This is a genomic window from Sphingopyxis sp. TUF1 (genome assembly GCF_036687315.1).
Classification (GTDB): domain Bacteria; phylum Pseudomonadota; class Alphaproteobacteria; order Sphingomonadales; family Sphingomonadaceae; genus Sphingopyxis; species Sphingopyxis kveilinensis.
Genome location: NZ_CP144683.1, coordinates 3,169,755 through 3,188,650 on the forward strand (window position 1 = coordinate 3,169,755; position 18,896 = coordinate 3,188,650).

Below are 18,896 nucleotides of genomic sequence, written 5' to 3' on the forward strand. Positions count from 1 at the left end.
CGCCGATGGAGGAGCTGGCGCTCGATTTCGATATTGCAGCGCCGGCGTCCGGACGCGACGATGCGCTCCAGCTTTCGTTTGAAAGCTGGGAAGGGCCGCTCGACCTGCTGCTGGCGCTGGCGCGAAACCAGAAGGTCGACCTCAAGCAGATTTCGATCCTGGCCCTCGTCGAACAATATCTGAACTTCATCGCCGAGGCGCGCGAACTGAAGCTCGAGGTTGCTGCCGATTATCTGGTGATGGCCGCTTGGCTTGCCTATCTCAAATCGGCGCTTTTGCTGCCAAAGGATCCGCTGGAGGAGCCGTCGCCCGACGAACTGGCGCTGCGGCTGCAACTCAGGCTCCAGCGGCTCGCGGCGATGCGCGAGGCGGCGGCGCGGCTGCTCGCGCGTGACCGCATCGGCCGCGATGTTTTCCTGCGCCCGCGGCCAGAGGGGCTGCACGATGTCAAACTTCGGCGTTGGGATGCCAGCCTCTACGACATTCTGGCGGCTTACGGACAGGTCAAGCTGCGGTCCGAACCCGTGGTCCATATGGTGTCGCGGCGTCCGGTCATCACGCTCGACGCCGCGCTGCATCACCTTGAACGGATGCTGGGCGTAAAGCTCGACTGGGGCGAGCTGGCCGATTTTTTGCCCGCCGACTATCAAGGTCCGCTGCGCCGCTCGGCGATCGCGTCGAGCTTTGTCGCGGCGCTCGAACTGGCGCGCCAGGGGCGGGTTGACCTGAAGCAAGATGGCGCGTTCGAGCCGCTCTATCTGCGGTCGGCTACAGGGGGACGGGGGGCATGATCGACGATCTGGAGCGTGCGATCGAGGCGATGCTTTTTGCGAGTGACGAGCCGCTCGACGCACGGCAGGTTTCCGGCCGGCTTGGCGATGAAATGACCCCGGGACAGGTGAGGTCGATTATCGAAATGATCGCCGCGCGCCATGCAGGGAGCGGCGTCGAACTCGTCGAGCGCGGCGGCCACTGGCATTTTCAGACTCCGGCGGATCTGGCCCACCTGCTCCGCCGCGAGCGTGACGATCCGCGCAAGCTGTCGCGCGCCGCTGCCGAGGTGCTGGCGATCGTCGCCTATCACGAACCCGTCAGCCGCGCCGAGATCGAGGCGATCCGCGGTGTGCAGACGTCGAAAGGCACGCTTGACGTGCTGATGGAAGCCGAGTGGATTGCGCCCGCCGGACGGCGCGAAGTGCCGGGGCGGCCGCTGATCTACAAGACCACCGACGCATTTTTGCAGCATTTCGGCCTTAGCAGCCGCAAGGATCTGCCGGGGCTCGATGATCTGCGCGCGGCGGGCCTGCTCGATCCGGTCGATCTCGCTTTTGAAGCGGCGATGGGCGAACTGGACCTAGTAAATGACGGCGAAGAGGCTTAGATGAGCCCCTCAAGGAGAATGTGAGATGGGTAGCTTCAGCATCTGGCACTGGCTCGTGGTCGGGATCCTCGTCCTGCTGCTGTTCGGCAAGGGGCGTTTTTCGGACATGATGGGCGATGTCGCCAAGGGCATCAAAAGCTTCAAGAAGGGCATGGCCGACGACGATACGCCGACCCCCGCACCGAAGCAGATCGATGGTCAGCGCGCGCCCGATCTGACCGCGACTCCCACCCCCACCGCGGAAACCGAAAACCGCTGACCGCTTTCCGTTCGCGGGGGACAGGCTGACTCATGTTTGATGTTGCGCCCACCGAGTTGCTGCTCGTCGTGGTGGTGGCCCTGGTCGTTATCGGGCCCAAGGATTTGCCCAAGGCGATGCGCTTTGTCGGCAAATGGATGGGCAAGGCGCGCGGCATGGCGCGCCATTTTCGCGCCGGGCTCGACACGATGATGCGCGAGGCCGAACTCGAAGAACTGGAGAAGCAGTGGCGCGAGCAGAATGAGGCGATCATGCGCGAATTTCCGCGCATCGATGACGCCGACAGCGTCGCGGCCGCGAAGCCGGCCAATCCATCACCGGCGCAGCCACCGGCCGATGCGGATCGCACGGACAAGGCCGACGAAGCGCCGGATTCCGTGGGCGACGCGGGCGGGGGCGAGACACATGTCGTGCCGCCGCGCAGCGGACCGCTTCCATGAGCGACGGCAGCCCGGATATGCGGAGCGACGAAGACGGCGCCGGCGGCAAGATGCCGCTGCTCGACCATCTGATCGAGCTTCGCTCGCGTCTGCTCAAATCGCTGCTCGCCGTCGCGCTCGCCTTCGGAGTCTGCTTCTATTTCGCGCGGCCGATCTTTGCGATCCTCGTCCAGCCGCTGATCGCTGCGGGGCAGGGCAGACTTATCTACACGCAGCTGTTTGAGGCCTTTTTCGTCGAGGTGAAGGTCGCCTTTTTCGCGTCGATGATGATCGCCTTTCCGGTGATCGCGAACCAGCTCTGGAAATTCGTCGCGCCCGGCCTCTATCGTCAGGAAAAGCGCGCGCTGCTGCCCTTTCTTTTCGCGACGCCTGTGCTGTTCGCGGTGGGGGCGTCCTTCGCCTATTTCATCACCATTCCCCTCGCGCTGCGCTTTTTGCTCGGCTTTCAGGGCAATGTCGGCGGGGTGACGCAGGAGGCTTTGCCGTCGGTAGGCAATTATCTCGATTTCACGATGCAGTTCATCATGGCGTTCGGGATCGCGTTCCTGCTGCCGATCCTGCTGATGCTGATCGAGCGCGCCGGACTTGTCAGTCGCGATCAGCTCATCGCGGCGCGGCGCTACATGATCGTCGCGGCCTTTGCCATTTCGGCGGTCGCAACGCCGCCCGATATTTTAAGCCAGTTCCTGCTCGCGGTGCCCCTGATCCTGCTTTACGAATTTTCGATCTTCGCGATCTGGTTCACTCAGCGCCGACGCAAAACAGGCGCCGAAGCGGCGCCTGTCGAACCTCTCGAAGAGGCATAGAATAAGCGACATATCGGATCAGATCGCCCGGTCGCCTGCTTCGCCGACCGATTCGATATCGCGGCCGACGCCCTTCACCGTGTTGCAGCCAGCGACCAGAAAGCTGGCGAGCAGAGCCAGGAGGATCGCACGAAAACCAGTCATCTCTTCTCACCTCAATCAAATCGTGACGCAAAATGGCCCGGCACGCTTCGAGGGGGGGGAGGGAATGCGGGCCGGGCCAATGTTGCTGAGCAGCGCTGCGGGGGGGCGATGACCGCTGCTCGAACGGGAAACGACCGAATTGTTCGAAAAGTTCCAAAAAAGAATCGGAATAGCGAAATTTTTTTGGGCACCGATACTGATCGTTGAAAAGCAATTGCTTAGGTTTAGAGCGTCGTCAGTCCGCTCAGCACCGCGAGGCCCAGGAACGCCAGAAAGCCCATGGAGTCGGTCGTCATCGTGACGAAAATCGAACTGGCGACGGCCGGATCCTGATCGAGCCGGTCGAGCAATAGGGGGATAGCGACCCCGGCTACGCCTGCAACGAAAATATTGACGACCATCGCCGCCGCGATGACGCCGCCCAACGCGGGATTTGCAAACCATAGGGCGGTCGCACCCCCCGCAATCACGGCTATTGTGCCGCCGTTCAGCAAGGCGATCTTCATTTCGCGCCAGATTGCGCGCCAGCTGTTCGAATCGGTGAGCTGGTTCATCGCGAGCGCGCGCACTGTCACCGCCAGCGTTTGCGTGCCGGCGTTACCGCCGACCCCCGCAACGATCGGCATCAGCGCTGCTAGCGCAACCATCTGCTCGATCGCGCCGCCGAAAATGCCCACGATCGTCGAGGCGACGAGCGCGGTGCCGAGGTTGGCGATCAGCCAGCGCACGCGCGCACTGTATGTTTCGCGGATCGGCTCGTTAATGTCGCCATCGCCCGCGCCCGACAGGCGCAATATATCCTCGCCCGCCTCCTCCTGGATGATGTGGACGATGTCGTCGACCGTGATCATGCCGACGAGGCGCCCCGCCTTGTCGACGACCGCGGCCGAGATCAGCGCATATTTTTGGAAGCGCAGCGCAACCTCTTCCTGGTCCATATCGACCGGGATCAACGTCTGTTCGCGCTTCATCACGTCGCTGATCGCAATGTCGCGCGGCGTACGGAGAATCCAGCTCAGCTGGCAGGTGCCGACAGGACGGTGCATCGGATCGACGACGAAGATTTCCCAGAAATCGCTGGTGAGATGGGTATCCTCGCGCAGCCTGTCGATCACGTCGCCGACCGTGACATGCTCGGGCACCGCGACCAGGTCGCGCTGCATCAGGCGGCCGGCCGATTCCTCGGGGAAGGACAGAGCATCTTCGATCGCGGCGCGATCTTCGGGCTCCATTGCGTCGAGCACGGCTTGTTGCTCGTCGGCTTCCATATCCTCGATGATCGCGACCGCGTCGTCGGTATCGAGTTCGGACGCGAGTTCGGCGACTTGCTCGGGCGCGAGCAGGTCGATCAGCTCCTCGCGCACATAGTCGTTCATTTCCGCCAGCACGTCGGCGGACAGCATGTCGCCAAGCACGGCAGCGAGCATCGGGCGCTCATCCGACCGCGCGAGCTCGAACAGGTCGGCGATGTCCGCAGGGTGCAGGCGGCCGATGCGTTCGCGCGCTGCCTCGCCTTCGCCGGCTTCGGCCAGGTCGATCACGTCGCGCACGAAATCGGGCTTCAGCCGGTCGTCCTCGTCGAGTTCGGTCACGATCTCTTCGCGATCGACGGCAATCTTCACGTCTTCTGGCGGCCGGGATTCTTCGCGTTCGTCCATCGCGCGGTCCTCCCTGGTCATTTGCGGCGTCCGCCTTTCCCCTAGTGCGGCGACCGGCCGATGGCAACGCCACGAAGGTCGTTTCGGCAATTAGTGCGTGGCCTTGCGCGCGCAGGGCCGCTATGGCGCTGCCAACCTCGATTACAGGAGCCTAGTTATGTCCGATACCCTCACGCTTTCGCTGTCGACCGGCGATGTCGTCATCCGCCTTCGCCCCGATCTTGCCCCGCTGCATGTCGAGCGCATTTCCACGCTCGCGAAAGAGGGCTTTTATGACGGCGTCGTCTTCCACCGCGTGATCCCGGGCTTCATGGCGCAGGGCGGCGACCCCACGGGTACCGGCATGGGTGGTAGCGAGCTTCCCGACCTGCCGCAGGAATTCAGCAGCGAACCGCATGTCCGCGGCGTCTGTTCGATGGCGCGCGCGCAGAATCCGAACAGCGCGAACAGCCAGTTCTTCATCTGCTTCGAGGATGCGCGCTTTCTCGACAACCAGTACACCGTCTGGGGCGAAGTGATCGAGGGTATGGATAATGTCGACGCGCTGCCCAAGGGCGAGCCGCCGCGTGAGCCGGGCAAGATCGTGAAAGCGACGATTTCTTAAAAGTTCAGGCAATCCTCCCTGTGGCCGAAGGCCATGGGGAGGGGGACCGCTCGCGCAGCGAGTGGTGGAGGGGCCTCGCAACGTCGGCGCAATAGCCCCTCCGTCAGCGCTTCGCGCTGCCACCTCCCCATCGCTGCGCGACAGGGAGGATCAAATTGCTCACTCTCCGATAAACCCGTTCAGCCGCTCGCACGCGGCGATCCAGTCTTCCTTGAACGCCTGCACAACCTGTCCGGCGCCCATCGCTTCGTTCATCAAGCCGACGCCCTGGCCGACCCAATAGGTTGCGAGTGCTTTGGCGCCTTCGTGGCCGCCCTCGGACAATTTATCGACCTTGCGCAGCGCCGGTTCGCTGACCAGTGACTGGAGCGGCATGGGCAGCGGTTTCGGCGCGCCTTCGGCCTCCCACGCGTCGGTCCACGGCGAGCGGAGCTGGCGCGACGGCTTGCCGGTGCGACTTTTCGAGCGCACCGTGTCGCGCGACGAGGCGGCGAGCATCTTTTCCTTCACGACCGGGCTGGTCTCGGCCTCGGCGGTCGTCAGCCACACCGATCCGGTCCACGCGCCGTGCGCACCCATCGCCATCGCTGCTGCCATCTGGCGCCCGGTGACGATGCCGCCCGCGGCTAGGATCGGTGTGGTATCGCCCATCGCGTCGAGTGCCGCCGCGACCTCGGGGACGAGCACCATCGTCGCGACCTCGCCGCAATGCCCGCCCGCTTCGCCACCCGCGACGACCAATATGTCGACGCCTGCGCGCACCTGCGCGAGCGCATGATCGCGCGTGCCGACGAGCGCGGCGACGGGCACATTATGCCGCTTTCCTAGCTCAAGCATCAGCGGCGGCGGGACGCCGAGCGCGTTGGCGATCAGCTTGATCGGGTGGCGGAAAGCGACTTCGAGCAGCCGGGCCGCGCCCTCTTCGTGCATATTGTCGCCAAAGCTCTGCCGCGCTTCCATCGCCGAGTCGAGGCCCGATGCATCGACGTCGAATTTGCCGAGCAGGTCGGCGGCGAAGTTCAGATGCGTCTCGGGAATCTGCGCGGCGCCCGCCGACGGGGCGTCCCCCTTGCCGGCGAAGCTGTTGGGCACGATCAGATCGACGCCGTAGGGGCGGCCGCCGATATGCGCGTCGATCCACGCAAGTTCCTCTTCGAGCCGTTCGGGCGGCAGTGCGGCGGCGCCGAACACCCCCATGCCGCCCGCCTTCGACACCGCCACCACGACGTCGCGGCAGTGCGAGAAAGCGAGCAAGGGAAATTCAATGCCGAGCATCGTCGCAATGGGTGATTGCATGGAAGCCTCTCCGTTTTGTTATGCGATGTATGTCAGCGCCACTTTACGTAAACGTCAAGTTGATTTGCTGCGGGCGCCCATTATCGCGGTTGCATGACCCAATTTTCCCTTCCCGATTTCGACCTCGACGCTTTCGTCCGCGCTACATTCGCCGAAGATTTGGGGGTGGGGGGCGATATTACATCGATGGCGGTGATTCCCGCCGATGCGCGTTTTGGCGGGCTAATGGACAGCCGCGATGCGATCATCGTTGCGGGGCTGCCGATCGCCGAAGCTTTCTTTCGCGCGCTCGATCCTGCCATGGAGATCGAAATCCTGGCCGAAGAGGGCGCCGGCGTCGCCGCGGGCAGCGATTTGATGCGCCTGTCGGGCAATGCGCGCGCGATGTTGACCGCCGAACGGTCGGCGCTCAACACCGTGCAGCATCTGTCGGGCATTGCGACGATGACGTGTCAATATGTCGACGCGATCGCGGGAACCGGCGCGACGTTGCTCGACACGCGTAAGACGATCCCCGGCCTTCGCGTGCTGGAAAAATATGCGACGCGGATGGGCGGCGCGAAGAATCACCGGATGGGGCTGTGGGATGCGGCGATGATCAAGGACAATCACGTCGCCGTCGCGGGGTCGGTCGAGGAGGCGGTGCGGCGTGCGGTCGCGGCGGGAATTGCGGACATCATCGTCGAGGTCGACCGCGTGGCGCAGGTCGAACCGGCGCTGAAGGCCGGGGCGACGCATTTGTTGCTCGACAATATGAGCCTCGAAGAGCTGCGCCAATGCGTCGTGCTGGTGGACGGTGAAGTACCGACCGAAGCGTCGGGCGGGGTGCGGCTCGACACGATCCGCGACATCGCCGAAACGGGCGTTACCTATGTTTCGGTCGGTCGCCTCACCCAATCGGCGCCCGCGGCCGACATCGGGCTCGATTTTGCGCTGGCTTAGCGCCGCCGCACTGGCGCTCGCGCCCGCCGCAGCGCAAGCACAAGCGCTTGCCTGTTCGTTGCCCGACCGGATTCTCGTGCCGCGGATCGAACAGCCGCCGCGGGGCGAGCCGGTTCGGCGGCCACCCATCACCGGCCATCTGCTGGCGATGAGCTGGTCGCCGCAACATTGTGCGGGGGTCCGTGATTCCAAAGGCGCGCGCGACGGCTTTCAATGTTCGGGAGAGAATGGCCGCTTTGGCTGGGTGCTGCACGGGCTTTGGCCCGAAACCGACAATGCGGGCTATCCGCAATGGTGCCGCCCGGCCAAGATCGTGCCGCAGCCGGTGCTGAGAAAGCATTTGTGCATGACGCCGTCGGTGCAGCTGATCCAGCATGAATGGGCGAAGCATGGAACGTGCATGAGCCCGAATCCGGCCGCCTATTTTCGCGCTGCCGAGCTGCTGTTTCGCGCGGTCCGTTTTCCGGAGATGAAGATACTCGCGGCGCGGCGGCAGACCGCGGGCGGCATTCGCTCTGCGTTTGCCGCGGTCAATCGGGGCATCACACCGGCGATGATTGCAGTGACATCCGATCGGGCGGGATGGCTGAAGGAAGTTCGACTGTGTCTGGGGCCCAGAATGCGCCCCGCACCGTGCAAATCGTTCCAGAAGGGGGTGCAGGATGGCCGGCAACTCCGTGTTCGGCCAATGCCGCGTGGTTAGCAGTTAAACGTCCCGCATCGGGACGGCGCTGCCGTTAACGATCTTTTAACCTTACCGACTCGTTAACATGGGCCTAGCCTTGGGTGCATGGATTCGGGCGATCATATCAATATTCGCGGCCGCGTGCGGGAACATGGCGCGCGGCGGCTGACGATCGCGCGGATGAACGCGCCCAAGGATTGGCAGGGCGAACTGCGCACGGCGCTGGCGGCACATCGCGAGCCGGTGACGATCTTTTCGAATAATGACTTCCGATTGTTTCTTCAGAGCTTCGCGATCTTTTTTACGGCGACGATGCTGTTCGTGATGTGAGGCGCAGGGCGTCCGGGTCGTTCAGCGTTGAAGCAATGGATCCCGGATCAAGTCCGGGATGACGGATAGCTCGAAACGATCGATTGGGGACATCTGATCCTCCCTGTCGCGCAGCGATGGGGAGGGGGACCGCCGCGAAGCGGTGGTGGAGGGGCGGCAACGTCGCGTTATTGCCCCTCCGTCAGCGCTTCGCGCTGCCACCTCCCCATGGCTGCGCCACAGGGAGGATTAATGGCAGTCCTCCCAAAAAAAGCCGCTATCGCATTTTGTGACTGCCCGGGTCTCGGAGCCTCAGGCAATCAAAGTACGCCACCCGCGCGGTCAATCGCGCTGTTGCAGGCTAACCACCGCTTCGATGGGCAGGGCGGCGTAGACATGTGGAAAGAGGTCGCCGCCGCGGGCCGGTTCCCAGCGCACTGCATCGCCGAGCTGGACCAGGTCGACCTCGACGATCCTCAGGCAGCCTTGCCCCGCAAAATATTTGGCGATCGTTGCTTCCAGCTGGTCCGCGGTCGACAGGTGGATATAGCCGTCCTCAATGTCCACGGGAGCGCCGCGGAATACGCGTTCACGCTCGAAATCCGTCCATTGCTGGGCGGTCAGCACCTTGAAGGCAGTGGCCGGTCTCATCATTCGGACGGTGCTTCGCTAGTCGGCGCTTCGACCGCCGTTTCCTGAACGCCCTCTGCATCCTCGTCCTCCTCGATCAGCGCGGCCGAGACGACATGTTCGTCTTTGGCGACGTCGAACAGGCGAACGCCCGCACTGCCGCGGCCGATGACGCGCATCGAACCGAGCCCCATGCGGATCAGCTTCGCCTGATCGGTGACGAGCATCAGCTGATGCTCCTTCGTCGCCGGGAAGCTCGCGACAACCGGGCCGTTGCGGGCGATATTGTCGATGTTGGTAATCCCTTGGCCGCCGCGGCCGGTGCGGCGATATTCATAAGCCGAGGACAGCTTGCCATAGCCGTTGGCGCAGACGGTCAGGATGAACTGTTCGCGCGCGGCCAGCTCGGCCATGCGGGCCTCGTCCAAGGTTGGGGCGTTCTCGTTATCTTTCCACGGCGCGGCGCGCAGATAGGCTTCGCGCTCGTCACTGCTGGTGCCGACGCGGTGGAGGATCGACAGCGAGATGACCTCGTCGCCATCGGCAAGGCGCATCCCGCGCACCCCCGTCGAATTGCGGCTCTGGAATTCGCGAACATCATCGCCGGCAAAGCGGATCGCCTTGCCCTGCCGCGTCGCGAGCAGCACATCGTCGCTTTCGTCGAGCAGCGCGACGCCGATCAGCCGGTCGTCCTCGTCCTCGCCCTCGAACTTCATGGCAATCTTGCCGTTCGACGGCACGTTGGTGAAGGCGTCCATGCTGTTGCGGCGTACGCTGCCCTTCGCCGTGGCGAACATGACGTGCAGCTTGCCCCACTCGGCCTCGTCCTCGGGCAGCGGCAGCACGGTCGAGATCGTCTCGCCGGTCGCGAGCGGCAGCAGGTTGACCATCGGCCGCCCGCGCGTCGCGGGCCCGCCTTCGGGCAGGCGCCACACTTTCATGCGATAGACTTTGCCCGCGGTCGAGAAGAAGAGGACGGGCGTGTGCGTCGAGGTGACGAACAATTCCGTGACGACATCCTCGTCCTTCGTCGCCATGCCCGCGCGGCCCTTGCCGCCGCGGCGCTGGGCGCGGAAGGTGTCGAGCGGAGTGCGCTTGATATAGCCGTCCATCGTGACGGTGACGACCATCTCCTCGCGCTCGATGAGATCTTCGTCGTCGATGCCGTCGGCGGCGGGAGCGACGAGCGTCTTGCGCGGGGTTGCAAACTCGTCGCGCACTGCGACCAGTTCCTCGCGCATCACCCCATAGAGTTTTACGCGGTCCGCGAGGATCGAAAGCAGCTCCTCAATTTCGGTCGCCAACTCCTCGAGTTCCTTGCCGATTTCGTCGCGGCCGAGCGCGGTAAGGCGGTGGAGGCGAAGGTCGAGAATTGCCTTAACCTGCACTTCGGACAAGCGATAGATCGCGGCTTCCTCCATCTCGCCTTCGATCGCTTCGACGAGGCGGATATAGGGCGCGATTTCGCCGATCGGCCATTCACGCGCGAGCAGCGCTTCGCGCGCGGCGGCGGGCGAGTTCGAGCCGCGGATGATGCGGACGACTTCGTCGAGGTTGCTTACCGCGACGACGAGGCCGAGCAAGATGTGCGCGCGGTCGCGTGCCTTGGCGAGCTCGAACTTGCAGCGGCGGGTGATGACCTCTTCGCGGAAGGTGATGAAGGCCGAAAGAATATCCTTCAGCCCCATCATTTCGGGGCGGCCGCCGCGGATCGCGAGCATGTTCGCGGGGAAGCTCGACTGCGCGGGGGTGTGACGCCACAGCTGGTTAAGCACAACCTCGGCGGTCGCGTCGCGCTTCAGTTCGATGACGACGCGCACGCCCTCGCGGTTCGATTCGTCGCGGATGTCGGCGACGCCCTCGATCCTCTTGTCGCGTGCCGCCTCGGCGATCTTCTCGACTAGGCCCGACTTGCCGACCTGAAAGGGAATCGACGTCAAAACAATCGACTGGCGGTCGTTCCTGCCTTCCTCGATGATGTGCGTCGCGCGCATCATGATCGAGCCGCGGCCGGTGGCATAGGCGTTGCGCGCGCCGCCCTGACCCAGCATCATCGCGCCGGTCGGGAAGTCGGGACCGGGGACGATCGCCATCAATTCTTCGAGGGTCAGCGGTTCGCCGCCCTCGAGCTGGCGGTCGATCATCGCGAGCGTCGCATCGACGACTTCACCGAGGTTGTGCGGCGGAATGTTGGTCGCCATACCGACCGCGATGCCGCCCGCGCCGTTGACGAGCAAATTGGGGAAGCGCGCGGGAAGCACGGTCGGCTCCTCGCGGCTCGCGTCATAGTTGGGCTGGAAGTCGACCGTATCCTTGTCGAGATCGTTCAGCAGCACCATCGCGGTCTTGGCCAGGCGCGCCTCGGTGTAGCGCATCGACGCCGGCGGATCGGGGTCCATCGAACCGAAATTGCCCTGACCGTCGATCAAGGGCACGCGCAGCGACCAGTCCTGCGTCATGCGCGCGAGCGCGTCGTAGATCGCGCTGTCGCCGTGCGGGTGATAATTACCCATGACGTCGCCGACGATCTTCGCCGATTTCTTGTACGGGCGGCCGGGGACGAAGCCGCCTTCCTGCGCCGCATAAAGGATGCGGCGGTGGACGGGCTTCAGGCCGTCGCGCACGTCGGGCAGCGCGCGGCTGACGATCACGCTCATCGCATAATCGAGGTACGACGTCTTCATTTCGTCGACGATATTGATCGGCGAAACGCCGTCCTCGGACGGCTGCACAGGCGTATTTTCTTCGGTCAAGACCCGGCCTTTTTTCTGCTTATCGGGAGATGGGTTTGGCCTAGCCCATGGCGCGACGAATTGCCAGTGATTCGGGCGATTTTCAGGGAATGATTTCGCTGCCGTCCCATGCGAAAATTCGCCCCGATTGGGCGGGTGTCAGCGCATCGATCGTGCGCAGCAGGTTGGCCGCCGCGTCGGGCGGCGTCACGAGCGCCGCGGGCGGCACCGCGCGCTGGAACGGCCGCGACATCACCGTGTCGACCGTGCCGGGGTGCAAGGCGACGACCACCGCGTCCGGATTGCGCCGCGCCTCGGCGATCGCGAAGCTGCGGACGAGCTGGTTGAGCGCGGCTTTCGACGCGCGATAGCTGAACCAGCCGCCGCTGCGGTTGTCGCCGATGCTGCCGACCCGCGCCGACAGGGCGGCAAATATGGTGCGTCCATGGCGGGGCAGCAGCGGCAGGAAATGGCGCGCGACCAGCGCCGGGCCGATCGTGTTGACCTCAAAATTGCGCGCCATCCATGCGGGATCGATGTCGGACAGGCTGCGTTCGGGCCGATGGCCGTCGGCGTGGAGAAGGCCTGTCGCGACGATGACGAGGCGGGGCGGTGCGCCGCTCGCCGCGACCATTGCCGCCGCCGCGGCGACGGAATCCGCGTCGGTGATGTCGACCGTCAGCGGCGCGGGCGCCGATCGGGCAAGGCGGTGGATGGCGTCATGGCGTCCATCGGCCGCAAGCGCGTCGGCCAAAGCCGCGCCGATGCCGCCCGCTGCGCCGATCACCACCGCCGATCCCCGGTCCGTCATGGGGGCCACGCCTATCATGCGCAGCCGGGCCGGAACAAGCGATGCTTGCCAAAGCCGCGGGCCGCCATAATAGGTTGAACCGTGCATTTCTTGCTGCCCCTTGCCCGCCTATGGCCCTGATCGCGCTCGTCGGCGCCAGCGAGACCCTGTCCGACGGCGGCTTACGCGCGCTCGTCACCGTCGCGGGCGAAACGCTGATCGAGCGGCAGGCGGCGCGCCTTGCCGACGTTGGGGTCACGCACATCGCCGTCGCGGTCGCCGCGGTGCCGGCCGACCTGCTCGCCGTGTGCGACCGGATTCGTAGCCGGGGATTGAAAGTGACGCCGGTGCGCGCGGCGAGCGACCTTGTGCCGCTGGTCGAGGCCGATGATCAGATCCTGCTGGTCGCCGATGGCCTGCGCGCCGGGGGAACGCATTATGCCGCGATCGCGAAGCCGGGCTCGCCAGCGATCCTCGTGACCGGCGACACCGTGCTGACGCAGGGGTTCGAGCGGATCGACGCGACGCGGCGCTGGGGCGGGCTGGCTTCGGTTTCGCAGCCGATGGTCGCCGAGCTCGCCGCGATGCCCGGCGAATGGGACATGATGCTCACCTTGCTGCGGCTTGCCGTGCAGGCGGGCGCACGGCGGCTCTATTGCGAGCCGGCGCTGTTCGAACAGGGCGAGATTGCGATCGTTGCCGATCGCCCGACCGCGGTGCTGATCGAGCAATCGAGTCTGCAGAGGGTCGAGTATGGCGGCATGGGGCTGGGGCGCTCGGCGATCATGATGCCGCTGGTGCGGCTCGCCGGACCGCTGCTCGTCAAATCGCCGAATACGGCGCGTTTCCTGCCGCATGTCACCGCGTTGCTGTGGCTGGGGGTCGCTTTGCTGGCTGCCAGCGGATTGGCGGCGGCGGGCACGCTTGCCGCGATCTTGGGCGGGCTCGGGCTCGCGGCGATGCGTTTCCTGGCGGCGTTTCGCGCCGAAAGTGCGGCGCAGGATCGCGCGCGCGCGGTCATCCGCGGTTTTGCGCTCGTCCTGCTTGCCGGTTTCCCGTGGCTGCTGGCGCTCGGTGCGGGCCGCGCGATACCGTCTTTTGCAGAGGCCGCGCTAGCGCCGTGCCTCGCTGCGGCGATCCTGCTTGCACGAGCCCTGTACGAAGATCTGGGCGCTCGGCGGCGGTTCCACTGGCTCCTTCCCGACGCCGATCAGGCATGGATCATGCTGGCGCCCGCATTGCTGATCGGGGTCGCGCCGCTGATGTTCGCGATCCTGCCACTGCTCGCACTGTTCCAGAATCTGCTCTGGCTCCGCCTCGCGCGGCGGCCTGAGGCCCAGTAAAACAACGTCCTTCAAGGTTTAAGGCCTATTAACGCCAAGCTGCTATTGGCGGGTGCGCATGAGTGAACCGCTCTCCTTTCCTGGCGTCGAACCGCCGTCACCGACGCTGTCCGCGCGCCTGGGCGAACTGGCGGACTATTTTGCCGCGCCCGCCGCGGGGCGGCTGACCGAGGAACAGCGCGCGCTTTCGCTGGGAATCGCGCGGCGGCTGGTCGCAGAGGTGGCGGAACTGATCGATCCAGCGGTCGATTTCGGCGGACTGTGGACCGAATGGCTGCGCAGCGGAGTGCCGGGCGCCGCGCGGCTTGCCGGCATCTGCTTCGGGCGGGCTGAGGAGCATCGCTGGCGGGCGCTGTCAGCCGAGCGAGCAATTCCGGTCCCGCTGGCCCCCGAGTCCGATGAAGAAGATGCGGCGACCGAGGTGGCCGGCCCGATGACGGCGCGCGACCGCGCCTATCTGGCATTGCGCATCGCCGACCGGCGGCGTTTCGACGCCTATGGGCAGCCGAAGCTGGCGGTCGCCGACCTCGACAGCGAGATTTTCCGCGCGCTCCTCCACGATGTCGCGGGCTGGCAGCTGGCCGCGGTCAGTATCGATACCGGCCGCGCGGCGGATCTGGGCGATGCTGTGCGCAAGGCTGTCGAGCGGCAGTCCGAGGCGCCAGGGATGACCGCGGCGGCGATAGCCTATCATGACGCCGTGGAGGACGCGCTGCCGGACGCCGCGCGCGCAGCCATTGCCGCGCATGACTGGCCGGCGCTGATTGCGCTGGCCGCGGCGGCGCAGCGACGAGGCTATGCCGATACGGCGCTGGCGCTCGTCACCGCCGAGACCGCTGCGCTGCCGTCGCTGCTTGCCCCGCTGAGGCTCGACCGCGATGCGCTCGCGCCGCTCGAGGCGTCGCTGGCGATGCTGCCGGCGCGGGCGGTGAGCGATAGTCACGGCTTTGCTGGGGAGGCAGGGCGATGAACGATCGCGTCATCCGCGGCCGTGTCGATCAGTCGGGCGCGCTGGTGAGCGCAGATGCGCCGCTGCTGCGGCTGCAACAGCGCGCCGGGGCAGGGCTCGGCAAGCCGATCGCGCTGCCGCACCTCGCGCGGCTCGTCGCGCTGTCGCAGCGATTGCTTCGCGACATCAGCCGGCCGCTTTATGCCGCCGACGACCATAGCGACATCCACGCGCTGGTGCGGATCACGCCCGATGCCGAGGGCGCGAGCATCGAGATCAGCGACTGGCGCGCGCGCGCGGTGACGCCGCCGCACATTCCGCCGGTCGCCGACGAGACGACCCTCATCGACGGATGGTCGTGGGAATGCGATCCGCAGTTGCGCCTCGTCGCGCTCCGCGCAGCGGGGAACGGCCCCGGGGTGCCGGCGGGATGGGAAGGGCGGTCGTTGTCCGAGCTTTTCGAACTGCAACCCGACGCTGACGGACGTTTTCCGGTGCTGCGCGCGCTTGCACAGCAATCGCGTTTCGATGGCCAGACGGTTAGCGCGGCCGGCGCAACGATGATCCTTTCGGGCGAGGCGCTGTTCGATGCGGCGGGCCGCTTCACGGGGTTTCGTGGTTTTGCTGCCATCACCGACGCGGCGCCCGTCGCCGTGCCCAAGGCTGCGGCCGCGCTGGCCGATCCCGCTTTCGGATCGCTGCCACTGTCCGATCCGAAGTTCGGGCGCCGGATCGACGGGGCGCTGCGCGGGCCGCTCAGCCGCATCATCGCCACGGCGGAGACGATCTCCGGCCAGCTCGACGGGCCGATTCGCGCCGATTACGCGCGCTACGCCGGCGATATTGCCCATGCGGGGCGGCACCTGCTGGGATTGGTCGACGATCTTGCCGATCTTCAGAATATCGAACGGCCCGGGTTCAAGGCGGCGCGCGACGACATTGATCTCGGCGATCTGGCCCGCCGTGCGGTCGGGTTGCTCGGCATGAAGGCCGAGGAAAAGGGGATTCGCATATCGGCGCCGAGCACCGACGACCGGATGCCCGCCACCGGCGAGTTCCGCCGCGTGCTTCAGGTGCTGCTCAACCTGCTCGGCAATGCGATCCGCTATTCGCCTGATGATTCGCAGATATGGATCCGCGTCGATCGCGAGGGCGACCGCGCGATGGTCACCGTCGCCGATCAGGGGCAGGGGATCGACGCCGGGCAACAGGCGAAGGTGTTTGAAAAATTCGAGCGGCTGGGGCGCACCGACAGCGGCGGATCGGGGCTCGGCCTTTATATCGCCCGGCGCCTTGCGCGCGCGATGGACGGCGACCTGACGGTGGACAGCGCGCCGGGGCAGGGGGCACGCTTCAAGCTGAGCCTGCCGGCGCGGGACGAGGGGTAGGGCGCGAGCGGGTGCCCCAACCCGTCACCCCGGCGAAGGCCGGGACCTCGCGGGTGCGTCAATCCGATAGGGTGAGATCCCGGCCTTCGCCGGGATGACGATGGAATGTGAGTCCGTGGCAAGTGGATGCGGAGGGCACATCCCGAAAACCCCGTCATCCCTCGCTTTCGCTGATGTCCTCGAGCATGTCGGGCTCCAGCACGCGCACGCGGCCCTGTTCGAGCGCGATGATACCCGATTCCTCCCAGCTTTTGAGCTGGCGGTTGATATGTTCGCGGCTCATTCCGGCGAAATTGCCAAGTTCGGTCTGGCTGAGTTCGACGCGCTGCGACGCACCGACATCCTTGCGGATCAGGCGCTTCAGATAGCGCGCAAGCCGCGGGCCGGAGGCGTAGGCGCGGTCGCTTTCGATCGTCTGGTCGGCGGTGCGCAGCCGGCGCGCGAGCTGCTGCATCAGCGACCACGCAAATTCAGGGTGGCTGGCGACAAAATCCTTGAGCGCATTGCGGCCGAGCTGGAGCGCGCTGCCGGCGCTGGTCGCGGTCACCGACGCGGTGCGCTCACCGCCGTCGAGCAGCGCGATTTCGCCCAGCACCGCGCCCGGTTCGGCATAGGCGAGGACGATTTCACGCCCGCCCAAGGTCAGCATCGACACGCGCGCTGTGCCTTCGGTCAGAATCAGCATCATGTCGCCGGGATCGCCCTGAACGAGCAATTCCTTGCCCTTGGCGAAATTGAGCTGGACCGCGCGGCTGGCGATCTCGGCCCAATCTTCGACCGATAGGCCGGAAAAGATGCTATCGGGGCCCTGAAGCTCGGCAAGTCTTGCGTGATCCATGGTCCCAATCCCCTTTATCGGTCAGACCAGCCGGCTCTGTTTCACCGCCGCTTCGATGAAACCCGCGAACAAGGGATGCGGGTCAAAGGGCTTGGATTTGAGCTCCGGGTGGAATTGCACCCCGATAAACCACGGATGGTCCGGGCGCTCAACGATTTCCGGCAACATGCCGTCGGGCGACATGCCCGAAAAGACCAGCCCGCCCTTTTCGAGCCTGTCGCGATAGGCGCCGTTGACTTCATAGCGGTGGCGGTGGCGTTCGCTGATCGCGTTGGCGCCATAGACGCTGGCGACATGGCTGTTCGGCGAAAGCCTGGCTTCATAAGCGCCGAGGCGCATCGTGCCGCCAAGATCGGTGTTGGCGCCGCGTTTTTGCAACCCTTCGGCGCTCATCCATTCGGTGATCAGGCCCACGACGGGTTCGTCGGTCGGGCCGAACTCGGTGCTCGATGCCTTGGCAATGCCGCTCGTGTTCCGCGCCGCCTCGATGCACGCCATTTGCATACCGAGGCAGATGCCGAAAAAGGGCACGCCGCGTTCGCGCGCGAAGCGCACGCTCGAAATCTTGCCTTCGGACCCGCGTTCGCCGAAGCCGCCGGGGACGAGGATGCCGTGCAGCGGCTCAAGGTTGGCCGCCAGATCCTCGTCGCGTTCGAACATCTCGGCGTCGAGCCAGCGGATATTGACCTTGACGCGGTGCGCCATGCCGCCGTGGACGAGCGCCTCGTTGAGCGACTTGTAAGCATCGGGCAACGAGACATATTTGCCCACAACGCCGATCGTTACTTCGCCTTCGGGATGCTGCTTGCGGTCCATGATGTCGTACCAGGCCGTGAGGTCCGGCGCGGGCGCGTCGTGGATTCCAAAGGCGTGAAGTACCTCCGCATCGAGTCCTTCGCCATGATATTGGACCGGCACCGAATAAATGCTGTCGGCATCGAGCGCTGGAATCACTGCTTCTTTCCGCACGTTGCAGAATTGCGCGATTTTGGCGCGCTCACCGTCGGGCAGCGGCTTTTCGCAGCGGCAGAGCAATATGTCGGGCTGAACGCCCAGCGAGGCGAGTTCGCGCACGCTGTGCTGCGTCGGCTTGGTCTTCAGCTCGCCCGCGGCGGCGATATAGGGGACCAGCGTGACGTGGACCGAGATGGCATTTTCACGCCCCACCTCGTTCTTGAGCTGGCGGATCGCTTCGATGAAGGGCAGCGATTCGATGTCGCCGACGGTGCCGCCGATTTCGCACAGCACGAAATCGAGATCGTCGGTTTCGGCGCGGGCAAATTCCTTGATCGCATCGGTGACGTGGGGGACGACCTGTACCGTTGCGCCCAGATAATCGCCGCGGCGTTCCTTGGCGATGATGCCCTGATAGATGCGGCCCGAGGTGACATTGTCGCTCTGGCGCGCGGCGACGCCAGTAAAGCGTTCATAATGGCCGAGGTCGAGGTCGGTTTCCGCCCCGTCGTCGGTCACATAGACTTCGCCGTGCTGATAGGGCGACATCGTGCCCGGATCGACGTTCAGATAGGGATCGAATTTCCGGATGCGGACACGATAGCCACGCGCTTGCAGGAGGGCGGCAAGGCTTGCCGCCATCAAACCCTTACCAAGCGAGGAGACCACGCCGCCGGTGATAAAAATGAACCGCGCCATGGGAGGAAAGACTTACTCAAAGGGAGGGGGACGGCGCAAGCCGTCGAAT

At 65.2% G+C, this 18,896-nt stretch carries 20 protein-coding genes; 12 read left to right on the forward strand and 8 right to left on the reverse strand.

Annotated elements, in window-relative coordinates:
- Positions 1-5 precede the first annotated feature (5 nt).
- Genes VSX77_RS14895 through tatC form a run of 5 tightly spaced genes read left to right on the forward strand, consistent with a single transcriptional unit; the run spans position 6 to position 2,886 of the window.
- On the forward strand, positions 6-791 hold the full coding sequence (locus VSX77_RS14895) for a segregation and condensation protein A (RefSeq protein ID WP_338425391.1): 786 nt from the start codon (positions 6-8) through the stop codon (positions 789-791).
- Positions 788-1,381, forward strand: coding sequence for an SMC-Scp complex subunit ScpB (scpB, locus tag VSX77_RS14900; RefSeq protein WP_338425392.1), 594 nt, complete (start codon positions 788-790; stop codon positions 1,379-1,381). The genes VSX77_RS14895 and scpB overlap by 4 nt, the downstream gene beginning before the upstream one ends.
- Positions 1,382-1,406: 25 nt before the next feature.
- Positions 1,407-1,640, forward strand: coding sequence for a twin-arginine translocase TatA/TatE family subunit (locus tag VSX77_RS14905; protein WP_422397233.1), 234 nt, complete (start codon positions 1,407-1,409; stop codon positions 1,638-1,640).
- Positions 1,641-1,672: 32 nt separating this feature from the next.
- On the forward strand, positions 1,673-2,080 hold the full coding sequence (gene tatB / locus VSX77_RS14910; protein WP_338425393.1) for a Sec-independent protein translocase protein TatB: 408 nt from the start codon (positions 1,673-1,675) through the stop codon (positions 2,078-2,080).
- On the forward strand, positions 2,077-2,886 hold the full coding sequence (tatC, locus tag VSX77_RS14915) for a twin-arginine translocase subunit TatC (protein WP_338425394.1): 810 nt from the start codon (positions 2,077-2,079) through the stop codon (positions 2,884-2,886). The genes tatB and tatC overlap by 4 nt, the downstream gene beginning before the upstream one ends.
- 18 nt (positions 2,887-2,904) lie before the next feature.
- On the opposite strand, the gene VSX77_RS14920 is transcribed toward tatC, so the two are convergent.
- Both VSX77_RS14920 and mgtE read right to left on the reverse strand, forming a co-directional pair.
- Positions 2,905-3,030: an entericidin A/B family lipoprotein gene (locus VSX77_RS14920; RefSeq protein ID WP_041383123.1), complete on the reverse strand. Its 126-nt coding sequence runs from the start codon at positions 3,028-3,030 to the stop codon at positions 2,905-2,907.
- A gap of 224 nt (positions 3,031-3,254) precedes the next feature.
- Complete coding sequence (gene mgtE, locus VSX77_RS14925) at positions 3,255-4,688, reverse strand: magnesium transporter (RefSeq protein ID WP_338427285.1); 1,434 nt, start codon at positions 4,686-4,688, stop codon at positions 3,255-3,257.
- A 157-nt stretch (positions 4,689-4,845) separates the two neighbouring features.
- On the opposite strand from mgtE, the gene VSX77_RS14930 reads away from it, so the two are divergent.
- Complete coding sequence (locus tag VSX77_RS14930; RefSeq protein WP_338425395.1) at positions 4,846-5,292, forward strand: peptidylprolyl isomerase; 447 nt, start codon at positions 4,846-4,848, stop codon at positions 5,290-5,292.
- Positions 5,293-5,451: 159 nt separating this feature from the next.
- Here VSX77_RS14930 and VSX77_RS14935 read toward each other — a convergent pair whose 3' ends face one another.
- The gene (locus VSX77_RS14935; protein ID WP_338425396.1) at positions 5,452-6,588 is read right to left on the reverse strand and encodes an NAD(P)H-dependent flavin oxidoreductase; all 1,137 of its coding nucleotides are present in this window, start codon (positions 6,586-6,588) and stop codon (positions 5,452-5,454) included.
- A gap of 93 nt (positions 6,589-6,681) precedes the next feature.
- Here VSX77_RS14935 and nadC point away from each other — a divergent pair, with 93 nt between their 5' ends.
- The 3 genes from nadC (at position 6,682) to VSX77_RS14950 (ending at position 8,545) form a co-directional block, all read left to right on the forward strand.
- Positions 6,682-7,530 (forward strand): carboxylating nicotinate-nucleotide diphosphorylase, encoded by an 849-nt coding sequence (gene nadC / locus VSX77_RS14940; protein WP_338425397.1) that lies wholly within the window; start codon positions 6,682-6,684, stop codon positions 7,528-7,530.
- The gene (locus VSX77_RS14945) at positions 7,517-8,233 is read left to right on the forward strand and encodes a ribonuclease T2 family protein (RefSeq protein WP_338425398.1); all 717 of its coding nucleotides are present in this window, start codon (positions 7,517-7,519) and stop codon (positions 8,231-8,233) included. The genes nadC and VSX77_RS14945 overlap by 14 nt, the downstream gene beginning before the upstream one ends.
- A gap of 87 nt (positions 8,234-8,320) precedes the next feature.
- A complete protein-coding gene (locus tag VSX77_RS14950; RefSeq protein ID WP_338425399.1) occupies positions 8,321-8,545 on the forward strand; it encodes a hypothetical protein in 225 nt (74 codons plus the stop codon).
- A 321-nt stretch (positions 8,546-8,866) separates the two neighbouring features.
- On the opposite strand, the gene VSX77_RS14955 is transcribed toward VSX77_RS14950, so the two are convergent.
- The 3 genes from VSX77_RS14955 to VSX77_RS14965 all read right to left on the reverse strand — a co-directional run bounded on the left by VSX77_RS14955 (position 8,867) and on the right by VSX77_RS14965 (position 12,697).
- The gene (locus VSX77_RS14955; RefSeq protein ID WP_338425400.1) at positions 8,867-9,178 is read right to left on the reverse strand and encodes a DUF952 domain-containing protein; all 312 of its coding nucleotides are present in this window, start codon (positions 9,176-9,178) and stop codon (positions 8,867-8,869) included.
- The gene (gyrA, locus tag VSX77_RS14960) at positions 9,175-11,907 is read right to left on the reverse strand and encodes a DNA gyrase subunit A (RefSeq protein ID WP_422397234.1); all 2,733 of its coding nucleotides are present in this window, start codon (positions 11,905-11,907) and stop codon (positions 9,175-9,177) included. Before gyrA ends, VSX77_RS14955 begins: the two co-directional genes overlap by 4 nt.
- An 82-nt stretch (positions 11,908-11,989) precedes the next feature.
- Entirely contained in the window at positions 11,990-12,697 is a 708-nt protein-coding gene (locus tag VSX77_RS14965) for an SDR family NAD(P)-dependent oxidoreductase (protein WP_338425401.1), read from the reverse strand.
- A gap of 110 nt (positions 12,698-12,807) precedes the next feature.
- On the opposite strand from VSX77_RS14965, the gene VSX77_RS14970 reads away from it, so the two are divergent.
- The 3 genes from VSX77_RS14970 to VSX77_RS14980 are packed head-to-tail and all read left to right on the forward strand — an operon-like array spanning position 12,808 to position 16,356.
- Positions 12,808-14,019 (forward strand): hypothetical protein, encoded by a 1,212-nt coding sequence (locus tag VSX77_RS14970; protein WP_338425402.1) that lies wholly within the window; start codon positions 12,808-12,810, stop codon positions 14,017-14,019.
- A gap of 58 nt (positions 14,020-14,077) precedes the next feature.
- Entirely contained in the window at positions 14,078-14,989 is a 912-nt protein-coding gene (locus tag VSX77_RS14975; RefSeq protein ID WP_338425403.1) for a hypothetical protein, read from the forward strand.
- Positions 14,986-16,356, forward strand: coding sequence for a sensor histidine kinase (locus VSX77_RS14980; protein WP_338425404.1), 1,371 nt, complete (start codon positions 14,986-14,988; stop codon positions 16,354-16,356). Before VSX77_RS14975 ends, VSX77_RS14980 begins: the two co-directional genes overlap by 4 nt.
- Positions 16,357-16,510: 154 nt before the next feature.
- Here the strand turns inward: VSX77_RS14980 and VSX77_RS14985 are convergent, their stop codons facing one another.
- Positions 16,511-17,194: a Crp/Fnr family transcriptional regulator gene (locus tag VSX77_RS14985; protein ID WP_338425405.1), complete on the reverse strand. Its 684-nt coding sequence runs from the start codon at positions 17,192-17,194 to the stop codon at positions 16,511-16,513.
- A 21-nt stretch (positions 17,195-17,215) separates the two neighbouring features.
- On the reverse strand, positions 17,216-18,847 hold the full coding sequence (locus tag VSX77_RS14990; protein ID WP_338425407.1) for a CTP synthase: 1,632 nt from the start codon (positions 18,845-18,847) through the stop codon (positions 17,216-17,218).
- Between the last annotated feature and the right edge of the window lie 49 nt (positions 18,848-18,896).